We start from the raw sequence: 12087 nt of genomic DNA on the forward strand, positions 1-12087 counted from the left end.
ACAACAACTCCTGTCAGCGCATTGCCGCCGCTTCGCTCCGGCGGCGCGCCACTGGCGGGGCGGACACATTTCGGCGAGAAGAGTCACCCATGGCAGTCTTTACCCCCCTGAGCGACGCTCAGGTCGCAGAATTTCTGGCAGAGTACGACGCAGGCACACTGACATCGCTTGAGGATGTCGCGCACGGCACCGAGAACTCGACCTTCTTCGTCACCACCGAGCGCCGCGAGATGGTGCTGACCCTGTTCGAGCAGGGCGAGCATGCGGAACTGCCTTTCTTCGTCGAGCTGCTCGACTTCCTCGCCAGCCACAAGCTGCCGGTGCCGGGCCCGCTGCACGACCGCGACGGCCAGGCGCTCAAGGTGCTGGCAGGCAAGCCGGCGCTGCTGTTCCCGCGTATGCCGGGCAGCTGGCCGGTCTCGCCCAACGTGGCACAGTGCCGCGAGATCGGCGCGGCGCTGGGGCGCATGCATGCCGTCTCGCAGCACTTCACCGGCCACCGCCCCAACACCCGTGACCTGCATTGGATCAAGCCGATGCACCACAAGGTGCTGGCGTATCTGAGCCCGGAAGACCAGGCGCTGATGGCCGACGAGATCGATGTCTGCGAAGACGTCTTCAGTGGTGTCGAGCTGCCGCAGGGCGCGCTGCACGGCGACCTGTTCCGCGACAACACCCTGTTCGACGGCGATCGCCTCGGCGGCATCATCGACTTCTACAACGGCTGCACCGGCGACCTGATCTTCGATCTGTCGATTCTGGTCAATGACTGGTGCTCCAATGACGATGGCCGTCTGGACCAGGCGCGTTATGACGCCCTGCTCAGCGCCTATCTCGCCGAGCGCCCGATGAATGCCGACGAACGCCGTCTGTGGCCGAGCATGCTGCGCATGACCGCGCTGCGCTATTGGCTGTCACGCCTGCTGGTGGTCTACGTGGACCCGCCCGCCCACAACCTGACGCCGAAGGACCCGGCGCAATACCGCCAGCTGCTGGGTCGGCGCATCGAGGAAGGCGCTCTGCCGCTGCCCGAGGCCACACAACCGGCCTGATCGGCATCTTGCGTACTGACCGAGTCGTCAAAGCAATTGCCTGCTGGCCCCCAGCAGGCATAATGCGCCCTCTGAGCGCCCGCATTCCTGCGGGCGTCATTGTCTTCTCCGACGCTGCCCACATCTGTTGAGCACCGCCGGGCTTGCCTTCACGCCGTCCATCTCCGGAGACCGCGATGACCTCCTTTGCAGCCGAAGCACGCCGCACCTACAACATCGACCAGTGGGGCAGTGGCTATTTCGACGTGGGCCAGGATGGCCTGACACTGGTGCGCCCGCATGGCGAGCCGGGCACGCCTGCGCTGCCACTGATCTCGCTGATCGACAAGGCGCGCGCCCAGGGCCTGCGCCTGCCGTTGCTGGTTCGCTTCGCCGATATCCTGCATGACCGCGTCGAGCAGCTGTGCGCTGCCTTCGATGCCGCCATCAGTGCGCGCGGCTATGGCGCCAGCTACACCGCCGTCTACCCGATCAAGGTCAATCAGCAGCGTCGCGTGGTCGAAGAGCTGCTGGCGACCAGCGAGCGCTCACGCGGGCGTGTCGGGCTGGAAGCCGGCAGCAAGCCGGAACTGCTCGCCGTGCTGGCGCTGTCGGACAGCGGCCCGTCGGTGATCGTCTGCAATGGCTACAAGGACCGCGAATACGTGCGCCTGGCGCTGATGGGCGAGAAGCTCGGCCACCGCGTGCATCTGGTGGTCGAGAAGGCCAGCGAGCTGGAACTGGTGCTGGAAGAGGCCAGGCGTCTGGGCGTGCGCCCGCGCATCGGCCTGCGCGCGCGCCTGGCCACCATCGGCAAGGGCAACTGGCAGAACACCGGCGGCGAGAAGTCCAAGTTCGGCCTGACCGCCAGCCAGATCGTCGCGCTGGTCGAACGTCTGCGCGAAGTGGATGCGCTGGATTGCCTCAAGCTGGTCCACTTCCATCTTGGCTCCCAGATCGCGGACATCAGCGATATCCAGCGCGGTCTGGCCGAGTGCGCGCGCTTCTATCAGGGTCTGCACGAAGCAGGCGCCGGCGTGGAGATCGTCGATGTCGGTGGCGGCCTGGGGGTGGACTACGAAGGCACCCGCTCGGAAAGCGCCTGCTCGCTCAACTACTCGATGCGCGAATATGCCGACTACGTGGTCGGCGCCTTCCACGCCGTCTGTGATGCCCATGATTTGCCGCACCCGCACATCATCTCCGAATCCGGCCGCGCCCTGACCGCCCATCACGCGGTGCTGATAACGGACGTGATCGGCGAGGAGTGCGTGAACCTGCCGCTGCCCGCACGCCGCGAGGACGATGCCCAGATCGCCGCGCTGTGGGCCCAGGCTGCACGACTGGAGGGTCAGCTGGAGCCGCGTGAGCTGGTGGAGATCTACCACGCCGTGGTGCACGCCCAGCATCAGGTGCAGGAGCGCTTCGTGATGGGGCTGGCGAGCATTGCCATCCGCGCCGAGGCCGAGGCCATCTACACCAACGTGTGTCGCAGCCTGGCCGGGCGTCTCGATGCGCGTCAGCGTTCGCACCGCGCGGTGCTCGATGAGCTCAACGAGAAGCTGGCCGACAAGCTGTTCGTCAACTTCTCGCTGTTCCAGTCACTGCCGGACATCTGGGGCATCGAGCAGATCTTCCCGATCCTGCCGCTGACCGGTCTCGACCGCGCGCCGACACGTCGTGGCGTGATTCAGGACATCACCTGTGACAGCGATGGCCGCATCGACACCTATGTGGATGACCAGGGCCTGGACGCCACCCTGCCGCTGCCGGAATGGCATGCCGATGAAGAGAAGCTGCTCGGCTTCTTCATGGTCGGCGCCTATCAGGAAATCCTCGGCGATCTGCACAACCTGTTCGGCGATACCGATTCCGTGGATGCCAGCCTCGACGACGATGGTCAGTGGCAGCTTTCCCATGCCATTCAAGGTGATAGCGTGGCGCAGGTGCTGCGCTACGTGAACTTCGACCCGGATCAGCTGGCCGCGCGCCTCGCGCGTCAGCTCAAGTCATCCAACCTGAATGCGCTGGAACAGGCAGACCTGCTCGAAGACCTGAAGGCCGGTCTCGACGGCTACACCTACCTGGAGAGCTGAGACGCTGCCGAGATTGGGGCCTGGTGTCCTGAGCCGAGTCCGCGTCAAAAGCTGAAATCCAGACAGCAAAAGCCCCTGCCGGTGACCCGGCAGGGGCTTTTCTTTTTTAACCCGCTCGGGGCTGCTGTCAACACGCTCAAGGCTGCTGTTACTCGCTCAGGGCTGAATCAGCCCCATACGTCATGCCACGCCGCGCGTGCATGTCTCGACACGCAAGAGTTCGCCGCTGCCATCCGGGGCATCCAGCGCCAGTGCCAGCGCCTGATCCGGATTCAGCTCGCCGACGCCTTCCGGCGTGCCGGTCAGCACCACATCACCGGGCAGCAGGGTGAAGCTGTGGCTGATTTCACTGAGCAGTCGCGCGACGGAGAACAGCATCAGGCTGGTATCCGCCTGCTGGCGCTGCTCGCCGTCGATGGCGAAGCGATAATGCAGCGCCTGGAAATCCACATCGTGCAGCTCGCCATCGGCATCACGCCAACGTGGTCCATCCAGCGCCACGAAGGAAGACAGCGGACAGCTGCCATCGAAGGCCTTGGCCAGCTCCCACGGCTGGCCCTTGGCCTTGAGCTTGCTCTGGCGCTCACGCAGGGTCAGGTCCAGCGCCAGGCCCATGCCGGCCAGTGCTTCCAGCGCCTCTGCTTCATTGGCTTCACACAGCGGCTTGCCGATCAGCAGCGCCAGCTCGGCCTCATAGTGGTACTGGCCGCGCCGCCGCGAGATCGCCAATGGCTTGTCCATCGGTGTCACGCTGGTGGCGGGCTTGATGAACAACAGCGGCTCGCTGGGCACTTCATTGCCGAGCTCCGCGGCATGGGCTGCGTAATTGCGGCCGACACAGACCACCTTGCCGAGGTCATGAGCGAAGACGCGACCATCGCTGAAACGCGGGGTGAAACGCTGAGCAAGCGGCATGCCGAACTCCTGTCGGGGCGTGATGGAGGATCAATGAGAGATATCGCAATGATACGTCGCCCCGACAGCCTGCCACTACCACACCAACGTCCGAGATTTCGCCGCCTGAGCGCAACCCGGCGTTGTGCAGTTCAGTCCACTTCGGTCTTCAGGCCAGATCTTCAACCCAGGTATTCAAGTTCAGTTTTCCAGCTCAGTCTTCAACTTCAGTCTTCAAGTTCGTCCCAGCCACCATCGAGACGGTGCGCGAGAAATTCCGGGCGCGGACGCGCGGCGGCAAAGGGCGCCTGCATCGCGTTGTCGACGCGGTTGTAGACGAAGAAGGCGTTGCTGCGCGGGTCCGGCGACATGTTGGCGTTGGAGCCATGCAGCGTGTTGCAGTCGAACATCAACAGACCACCGGCGGCACCGGTCGGTGCTTCGATACCACGCTCGGCGATCAGCTCGCTCAGTGCTTCGCGCGAGGGCACACCGACCTTCTGGGTCTGCAGGGATGACTTGTGGTTGTCATCCGGCGTCTCGCCCAGGCAGTGCACGAAGACTTCATGCGAACCGGGGATCAGCATCAGCGGACCATTGAAGTGGTGATTGTCGGTCAGGATGATCGAGGCGCTGACCGCGCGCATCTCCGGCATGCCATCCTCGGCGTGCCAGGTTTCGAAGTCCGAGTGCCAGTTGAAGCCCTTGCCCTCGAAGCCCGGCTTGTAGTTGATGCGCGACTGGTGGACATAGACATCGCCCCCCAGGATCTGGCGCGCGCGATCGACCAGACGCGGATCTTCAGCCAGCTGGCGGAAGCGCTCGGACAGGAAATGCACGGCGAAGATGGAGCGAATCTCGCGACTCTTGGGCTCGGTGATGGTGAAATCACGCCCCTGCCACTCTTCGTTGTCGAGCAGCGCTGCCAGCTCGGCCTTCAGCGTCTCGACTTCCTCCGGCGCCAAGAATTCCGGCTCGAACAGGAAGCCGTCACGCTCGAAGCGCTTGAGCTGCTCGGCGCCCAGCGGCCCCTCATCGGCACGCGAGTGCACGACGGGCTCGCGGCGTTTCTGCCACAGGTGCTCCGGTGGCTGGCTCAGACGCGTCGGATAGGCATCTCGCGAGTGATCGGACCCTCGATCGCTGCCCGACTTGTCGAGATAGGCTTCCGGCGCCTGATCACGGTCGGCATTGGTCTGACGGGCGTCCAGCGACTGATGGGAGGCGTCTGCAGCGGCGCTGACGTTGCCACCATCGGTCTGCTCATGCTGACGTTGCTTGGAGGAAAGAGCGGAAGTGGCGTTGTACGAAGTCATATGGCGTGAAGCTGTCATCATGCTCTCCTTAAGGCATCAATGTCTTGCATTGAGGAAAGTGGAATCTGGCGTTCTAGCATGCGGCTTGCCCGCACTGTCCCACCTATGGGCCATACAACAGACTTCAACCCCGAGATTCATGAAATAAGCATAGAGATCTGATCCTCAAGATCGTTAAAAGACCATCCAATCTCACACTACTCCCGCCATCTCCCTTCTCAAGAAAACATGAGGCCGTCTGTGCCTCGCGAATGACAAAATCCTTCAGTCATCCCCTCTCGCCAGTTCTGGCTCATCCTGTTGGCACTGAATCTCATCTTTCGTGAGATAACCGGCTTAATCAGCGGCTCACCACTGGCACCATGCCCGTGGTATTTCCCCTCACTTCGCTTCGCCATTTGCAAAACGCATCGCGCGCAACATCGCGCATTAATGCGTAAGTGTCTGTGAAATATTGTGAAATTGTTTGGCACGCTTCGTGCCCCTAGGAAAGCACGGCAGAACAACTGATAGAGACATATCAGAGAAAAATAACGGCGCAGGATCATGCGTCACACCAGGGGAACTTCCAGCATGTTTAAGCCACGGATATGCATGGCCGCTTGCATGGCCACAGTGCTGGGGGGCTGCGCCGCTGTCGAACCGAAATTCGACAATGTCGAACCGGTCGTAGGGCCACCAGTCACCTCCAACAATACGCCATATAGCGAATGCCTTGTGTCACTCAGTCGAATTCAGGGAGCCACCAACCTGCCTGTGATTGCAGTGGGTCAGGTGACGGACAAGACCGGTCAACGCAGTTACTCCACCGTGACAGAGAGTGCTGCCGTGACCCAGGGCGTATCCGAGATGCTGATAAGTGCCCTCTACAAGACTCGCAAGGTGCATCTTACCGAGCGTCTCGATGTGCGAGTCCCGCTGGCAGAGCAGCAGCTTTTCGAGAACAAGGCAATGGCCTACTCGCCACGCAAGCTGGCAGTCCTCCCTTCGCACTTCGTGGTTCTCGGTGCACTGACAGAGCTCAATTACAACATTTCAAGCGGCGGTGCCCGCCTGTTTGTCAGCGGAATCGGGGCCGGACTGCGCACTGCAGTCATCAATGTCGGCCTTGACCTGCGCATGGTCGATATCCGCACCTTCCGCACCGTCTATGTCACCAGCCTGCAGAAGCAGGTGGTGGGTTACGAAGTCGAAGCCGGTATCTACCGCTTCTTCGGCAATCAGTTGGTCGAGTTTGACTCCGGCGCAGTGCGCAATGAACCACTGCAGCTGGGCGTGAGATCAGTCGTGGAGATGGGCGCGTACCAGCTTCTGACTGAAGGCCTGGGGCTTCCTGTACCTGCGGGGCAGGAATGCGAGCTCCACCCGGGACAGCATGTTGCAGACGACGTTAGCAACACGCAGCAAGTGGCCGCAGCCAATACCAGCAGTAATGCAGCAAGTGGCAATGAATCAAATGAAGCAGTCGCAACACCGTTGCAAGCAACACCCGCATCAGAAGTACCGGCAGCATCCAGCGCAGCACAATAAGTCAACATTCATGAGGAACATGACAATGACTACCTATAACAAGCTCGCAGTCGCCATCGGTCTCGTAAGTGGTGTGATGATGGCAAGTCAGGCGCAGGCCTTCGACAATGTCCATTGGAAATGGCATGGCCACGTTGACACGCACATCAAGGTGGGAGCCCATATCGATCCGACGATCGACGATCCGGGCGGCCTGGTGATGGTGGAAAACTTCCAGAAGCAGATCGGGGATGTCAGCTCGGAAGCCGTCGTCAGTGACATCAGTTATGGCTCTGGCCCTGGTGAGACCACCACCGAAGTCGGGATTGGTGTGGGCGCAGCCGCAGGAGCAGCCGCGGGTGCAGGGGCCAGCTCGTATGGCGGCTGGTTTGGCTCTGGTGCAAATGCCAGTGCCGGTGCCATCGCAGGCGCCGGTGCAGGGGCCATTGGCTATATCACTACCACCACCACCGACCCCGTCGTGAATGCTGATATCACACGCCTGGAAAGCCTGGAAAATGCGGCGACCTCAGTCGGCAACAATGCCTCGCTGGAAAGCGATGCCATGGTCAACCTGCACAACGAACAGTTCCTCGCTGGCAGTGGTGGCTTCTTCTACCCAGGAATGGCTAGCATCGACTCCACTGCGACTGTCGAGAACATTCTCAATCTGAGCGTGGACAACGCTGCCACCTCCGTGGGCAACAACCTGTCGGTCACCCAGGACACAGCTGGTCTTGATACCGCCCTGATTGCCGACAATACCCAGATGAGCTTCGCCAATGTGACCTCCACGGCCTCAGTCAGCGACATCACGCTCGGCTTGCCGCCAGTGGGCAGTTTCGATGGCCCGGTCATCAACAATGCTGCGACCTCAGTGGGCAACAACGTCTCCATCAATGTCGGCCCGCAATAATCCAGCGACAGCCTGATCAACACACGCGGGGCAACCCGCGTGTGTTTCAGCATCTGCCGACACCAGATTCTTCACGCATCAGACACTGCATCTTTCACAGAGCGAAAGGAGCAAGACATGAATGCCTTTACACGTATCAGCCTGGGGGTCGTCAGTGCGGGATGCCTGCTGGCCACGACTGCCAGCGCCAACTCGCTGATGGGGCCCTTCCCCTACGACTTTCCGGCTCGTAGCGCCGAATCCGCCCTGATCCTCTACGAGAGCAAGAAGGCCGGCAGCCTGGGGGAAGGGTCCGATACCAATATCGGGCAATACACCCTCAATACCGGCAGCAGCACCTCGATCGGCAACTGGCAACAGATCGAACAGACGCTGAGTGATGGTTCCACCGGCACCATCGACAGCACTGCGGATCAATCCGCGGATGGTAGCTCTCAGACATCGTCGACTGACTTCACCATTACCCACAACAACGGAGATGAAGAGGAAGACGCCCAGTGATGCACTGCCCGGGACAGTCATCAGCGGCAAGACAGACCATCAGATACCAGGGCTCACCCTTTCAGCGTGAGTAGAGAGTTGGTCAGCCAGGCAAGCGTCGAGACTGAGAAGTCTGCCACTCAGGGGGAGCGGAAAAAACGCACTAAAAGCCGCCATGATCATCTCGCACAAGTCATTAACCTCTATATGGGAACTCGATAAACCCTCAAGACGAACACTCAACGCTGGAGAATCCAGACTCTCCGGTGAGGCTGTCACCAGAAGCAGCCCGACAATTATTCTTTCGCAGCCCGCTCGCACGAAGCGCAGGCAATGCAGAAAGACCAGCAGCAAGGGAACAACACTCATGACCGCACTGAAAGCTCATCAGGCTGCATCATCGGCTACCGCATTGAATCTGGCTGACGATATCTCCACTACCTCGCGGGTAAGGGAACTACCGGTAAAGCGACCTCGCGGTTTTGGGGAGTTTATCGGAGACTCATCGGCCATGCAGACGCTCTATCGCACTCTCATCCAGGTCGCCCACTCGGACGCTCCCATCTTCATCACCGGCGAAAGCGGCAGCGGCAAGGAATTGTGTGCCACTGCCATTCACCGCCATAGCCCGGTACGTGACGGCCCATTCATCGCCGTCAATTGTGCCGCCATTCCGGCAGAGCTGCTGGAGTCGCAATTGTTCGGACATGTGCGCGGGGCTTTCACGGGAGCCGTGAGCGCCCAGCAGGGGCTCGCCGTGGCGGCAGATGGGGGGACGCTGTTTCTCGATGAGATCGCGGAGCTGCCGCTGCCCTTGCAGAGCAAGCTGCTGCGCTTCCTGCAGACGGGGCAGGTAATGCCGGTGGGCGCCACGCGCACGGTAGAGGTCAATTGCCGCATCGTGTGCGCCACGCATCAGAACCCGCGAGTACTGGTCGATACTCACCGCTTCCGGGAAGACCTCTTCTATCGCCTGCACGTCATTCCGCTCAAGGTGCCGCCACTGCGCGAGCGCGGTCAGGATATCCTGGAGATCGCCACCGGGCTGCTGGGACGCATGGCAGGCCACGAAGGCAAGCGCTTCACACGACTCAGTGCATGCGCCGAGCGTCAGCTGCTGGCCCATGACTGGCCCGGCAACGTGCGAGAGCTGGAAAACACGCTGCGGCGCGCCATCATCCTCAATGATGGTGAGGTGCTGACGGCCGACATGCTGGATTTGCCCTCCAGCACGGCGCATCGCACGCCGGTCAGCCACAACGCGTCTGAGGGCAGCGAGACCACATTGCGCCCGCTATGGATGGTCGAACGCGAGGCGATCGAGAGCGTCATCAGCGCCTGTGATGGCAGCATCCCCCGCGCTGCGGCGATACTGGAGATCGCGCCCTCCACCATCTATCGCAAGCGCCTGAGCTGGCTGGCAATGCACCCGGAAGAGCCCACCTCGCACTGAGGTGAGCGCCGGCCCACGGCATGCTCCGTCGCCCTCCAGACCTTTACTCCAGACGCAAAAAAGCCACCCCGAAGGGTGGCTTTTCTGTTGGCTGCCGAATTCATCCTGCGACTTCATCAGCTAGCCAGAATTGGCTGGGGTACCAGGACTCGAACCTGGGAATGCCGATACCAAAAACCGGTGCCTTACCACTTGGCTATACCCCAATTTGGTGGCCAGAGACGGAATCGAACCGCCGACACGGGGATTTTCAATCCCCTGCTCTACCAACTGAGCTATCTGGCCAACCTGAAGACACAAAAAAAGCCGCCAAGGCGACCTCTATATCGTGTGTTCTTCGCTCATCTACAGAATCCTGAAGATGGTGCCGGCTAAAGGAGTCGAACCCTCGACCTACTGATTACAAGTCAGTTGCTCTACCAACTGAGCTAAGCCGGCACAAAGAACTCATGATATGAGTCTTCTTACTACGTTACTGCATGTCAGCTGGCTGGGGTACCAGGACTCGAACCTGGGAATGCCGATACCAAAAACCGGTGCCTTACCACTTGGCTATACCCCAACACTTGGTGGCCAGAGACGGAATCGAACCGCCGACACGGGGATTTTCAATCCCCTGCTCTACCAACTGAGCTATCTGGCCCTTGCCAACGAGGACGTATTAAATAGAAAACCTTTCCCGACGTCAACCCTTGCTTATCAAGAATTTGGCGTCGTAATTCGCCTTCCGCCGTCCTCGCCGTCCACTCAGACTTCGTAGCCCTGTCCGCCCTGCGATTCACCCTTGGCGGCGGCGTCAGTCGGCACGAAACCTTCGGCCTGGTCCGTCTCTTCGTTGTTGAAGAAGCGATCCATCTGCTCCATCAGATAGCGACGGCTGTCGGCATCCATCATGTTGAGGTGCTTCTCGTTGATCAGACGCGTCTGCAGCGCCTGCCACTCTTCCCATGCCTGCCTGGAGACGTTGGACCAGATGTCCTGGCCCTTCTCGCCCGGCAGCGGCGGAAAATCGAGACCCGGCAGGTCCTGGTCATACTTGCGGCAATGTACGGTGCGCATGGGTAACTCCGTAAGAGGACTGGATGTCAGTGCGGTTGAGCGCCGAGCCTTCGCCAGACGCCTTAACTGTTGCCTCATTCTCGCACGCCTGGGCCGCTTTGCCCCAGACGTACGGCCGATGCCGACGCCAACAGGGCCTCACAGCCCGAACAGATCATCCGTGCAGCGCGCCAGCAGCGCCTTGACCGGCGCCGGCAGGCCCACGGCGTCCGGCGCGGCAGGGTCGACGAAGCGACGGTCGGCGGCCGACTCGCTGACGCTCTCGGCCGCTTGAGCTGGCGCAAGCCCTGCCTCCCCCAGCTGCACCGGCTGTGGCGTGATGGTCAGTCGGAAGTGGCTGAAGACATGCTCGAAACTTGCCAGTGGCGCCTCCAGATGGGCGCCGCGGGCTTCGCGGGCGATCCATTCCCGCGCGGCCTCGCGGTCCTCGACCAGTGGCGGCGCCCATAGGCCGCCCCAGATGCCCGTCGGCGGACGGCGTTCCAGCAGGATCTTCCCCGCCGCATCGCTGACCAGCAACATCAACGTCTGACGCGTCGGAATGGTCTTCTTGGGCTTGCTCTCGGGGAAGCGCTTCTCTTCGCCACGCGCATGCGCCACGCAGACGTCCTCGAAAGGGCAACGCGCGCAATCCGGCTTGCTGCCGCGCGTGCACAGGGTGGCCCCGAGATCCATCATCGCCTGGGTCCAGTCCGCCAGCCTCACCTGCGGCGTGTAGCGCTCCGCCAGCGTCCACAGCTTGCGCTCCACCGCCGGGCGTCCCGGCCAGCCCTCCACGGCATGCAGACGTGCCAGCACGCGCTTGACGTTGCCATCGAGAATCGGCGCCCGCTGTCCGGTGCTGATGCTGATGATCGCCCCGGCGGTCGAACGGCCGATGCCCGGCAAGGCCGACAATGCCTCGACACTCTCGACCGGGAAGGCGCCGCCGTGCTCATTCACGACCTGCTGCGCGGCCTTGTGCAGATTGCGCGCCCGCGCGTAGTAGCCAAGGCCCGTCCACAGGTGCAGCACGTCATCGATATCCGCCGCCGCCAGCGCCGCGACATCCGGAAAGCGCTCCATGAAGCGGGCGTAGTACGGCAGCACCGTCGCGACCTGGGTCTGCTGGAGCATGATCTCCGAGACCCACACGCGATACGGCGTGGTGTTCTCCTGCCAGGGCAGGTGCTTGCGGCCATGCTCATCGAACCAGTCGAACACGCGCGCCTGAAACGCCTCGGGACTCAGGGCGATGTCTTCGAAGCCGGGCGTGGCGTGGCTCTCGGGAGCTGTCACATCTGGCGTGGCAGCAGTGTCAGGTCGCGCCATCAAAACTTCCTCTGCTCGCGCC

At 61.7% G+C, this 12087-nt stretch carries 10 protein-coding genes and 5 tRNA genes; 6 read left to right on the forward strand and 9 right to left on the reverse strand.

Features of this window, described 5'->3' with window-relative positions; translation table 11 throughout:
• Positions 1 to 89 precede the first annotated feature (89 nt).
• Together QQF40_RS04770 and speA are read left to right on the forward strand one after the other, a co-directional pair.
• Positions 90 to 1052, forward strand: coding sequence for a homoserine kinase (locus QQF40_RS04770; protein ID WP_285460594.1), 963 nt, complete (start codon positions 90 to 92; stop codon positions 1050 to 1052).
• Positions 1053 to 1228: 176 nt separating this feature from the next.
• Complete coding sequence (speA, locus tag QQF40_RS04775) at positions 1229 to 3127, forward strand: biosynthetic arginine decarboxylase (protein ID WP_285460595.1); 1899 nt, start codon at positions 1229 to 1231, stop codon at positions 3125 to 3127.
• A 180-nt stretch (positions 3128 to 3307) separates the two neighbouring features.
• On the opposite strand, the gene QQF40_RS04780 is transcribed toward speA, so the two are convergent.
• Both QQF40_RS04780 and thpD read right to left on the reverse strand, forming a co-directional pair.
• On the reverse strand, positions 3308 to 4042 hold the full coding sequence (locus QQF40_RS04780; protein ID WP_285460596.1) for a fumarylacetoacetate hydrolase family protein: 735 nt from the start codon (positions 4040 to 4042) through the stop codon (positions 3308 to 3310).
• Between the two features lie 206 nt (positions 4043 to 4248).
• A complete protein-coding gene (gene thpD, locus QQF40_RS04785) occupies positions 4249 to 5355 on the reverse strand; it encodes an ectoine hydroxylase (protein ID WP_352230716.1) in 1107 nt (368 codons plus the stop codon).
• A 588-nt stretch (positions 5356 to 5943) separates the two neighbouring features.
• Here thpD and QQF40_RS04790 point away from each other — a divergent pair.
• The 4 genes from QQF40_RS04790 to QQF40_RS04805 all read left to right on the forward strand — a co-directional run bounded on the left by QQF40_RS04790 (position 5944) and on the right by QQF40_RS04805 (position 9695).
• A complete protein-coding gene (locus QQF40_RS04790; RefSeq protein ID WP_285460597.1) occupies positions 5944 to 6867 on the forward strand; it encodes a CsgG/HfaB family protein in 924 nt (307 codons plus the stop codon).
• A complete protein-coding gene (locus tag QQF40_RS04795; protein ID WP_285460598.1) occupies positions 6785 to 7762 on the forward strand; it encodes a hypothetical protein in 978 nt (325 codons plus the stop codon). Before QQF40_RS04790 ends, QQF40_RS04795 begins: the two co-directional genes overlap by 83 nt.
• Positions 7763 to 7879: 117 nt before the next feature.
• Entirely contained in the window at positions 7880 to 8263 is a 384-nt protein-coding gene (locus tag QQF40_RS04800) for a hypothetical protein (RefSeq protein WP_175090675.1), read from the forward strand.
• A gap of 346 nt (positions 8264 to 8609) precedes the next feature.
• Positions 8610 to 9695, forward strand: coding sequence for a sigma-54 interaction domain-containing protein (locus tag QQF40_RS04805; RefSeq protein WP_285460599.1), 1086 nt, complete (start codon positions 8610 to 8612; stop codon positions 9693 to 9695).
• Positions 9696 to 9826: 131 nt separating this feature from the next.
• On the opposite strand, the gene QQF40_RS04810 is transcribed toward QQF40_RS04805, so the two are convergent.
• The 7 genes from QQF40_RS04810 to mutY all read right to left on the reverse strand — a co-directional run bounded on the left by QQF40_RS04810 (position 9827) and on the right by mutY (position 12065).
• Positions 9827 to 9901: transfer RNA gene (locus QQF40_RS04810), tRNA-Gln, on the reverse strand.
• A gap of 3 nt (positions 9902 to 9904) precedes the next feature.
• Positions 9905 to 9980, reverse strand: a tRNA-Phe gene (locus QQF40_RS04815).
• 77 nt (positions 9981 to 10057) lie between these two features.
• A tRNA-Thr gene (locus QQF40_RS04820) sits at positions 10058 to 10133 on the reverse strand.
• A gap of 49 nt (positions 10134 to 10182) precedes the next feature.
• Positions 10183 to 10257: transfer RNA gene (locus QQF40_RS04825), tRNA-Gln, on the reverse strand.
• Positions 10258 to 10262: 5 nt separating this feature from the next.
• Positions 10263 to 10338, reverse strand: a tRNA-Phe gene (locus tag QQF40_RS04830).
• A gap of 104 nt (positions 10339 to 10442) precedes the next feature.
• A complete protein-coding gene (locus QQF40_RS04835; protein WP_285460600.1) occupies positions 10443 to 10754 on the reverse strand; it encodes an oxidative damage protection protein in 312 nt (103 codons plus the stop codon).
• A gap of 138 nt (positions 10755 to 10892) precedes the next feature.
• Positions 10893 to 12065: an A/G-specific adenine glycosylase gene (mutY, locus tag QQF40_RS04840; RefSeq protein WP_285460601.1), complete on the reverse strand. Its 1173-nt coding sequence runs from the start codon at positions 12063 to 12065 to the stop codon at positions 10893 to 10895.
• Between the last annotated feature and the right edge of the window lie 22 nt (positions 12066 to 12087).

This window comes from Cobetia sp. LC6, assembly GCF_030264805.1.
Classification (GTDB): Bacteria; Pseudomonadota; Gammaproteobacteria; order Pseudomonadales; family Halomonadaceae; genus Cobetia.

Excerpts from the sequence above, each read along its gene's own strand:
- QQF40_RS04770 (WP_285460594.1), top strand. The coding sequence starts at position 90 with ATGGCAGTCTTTACCCCCCTGAGCGACGCTCAGGTCGCAGAATTTCTG.
- speA (WP_285460595.1), top strand. The coding sequence starts at position 1,229 with ATGACCTCCTTTGCAGCCGAAGCACGCCGCACCTACAACATCGACCAG.
- QQF40_RS04780 (WP_285460596.1), bottom strand. The coding sequence starts at position 4,042 with ATGCCGCTTGCTCAGCGTTTCACCCCGCGTTTCAGCGATGGTCGCGTC.
- thpD (WP_352230716.1), bottom strand. The coding sequence starts at position 5,355 with ATGACAGCTTCACGCCATATGACTTCGTACAACGCCACTTCCGCTCTT.
- QQF40_RS04790 (WP_285460597.1), top strand. The coding sequence starts at position 5,944 with ATGGCCACAGTGCTGGGGGGCTGCGCCGCTGTCGAACCGAAATTCGAC.
- QQF40_RS04795 (WP_285460598.1), top strand. The coding sequence starts at position 6,785 with ATGAATCAAATGAAGCAGTCGCAACACCGTTGCAAGCAACACCCGCAT.
- QQF40_RS04800 (WP_175090675.1), top strand. The coding sequence starts at position 7,880 with ATGAATGCCTTTACACGTATCAGCCTGGGGGTCGTCAGTGCGGGATGC.
- QQF40_RS04805 (WP_285460599.1), top strand. The coding sequence starts at position 8,610 with ATGACCGCACTGAAAGCTCATCAGGCTGCATCATCGGCTACCGCATTG.
- QQF40_RS04835 (WP_285460600.1), bottom strand. The coding sequence starts at position 10,754 with ATGCGCACCGTACATTGCCGCAAGTATGACCAGGACCTGCCGGGTCTC.
- mutY (WP_285460601.1), bottom strand. The coding sequence starts at position 12,065 with ATGGCGCGACCTGACACTGCTGCCACGCCAGATGTGACAGCTCCCGAG.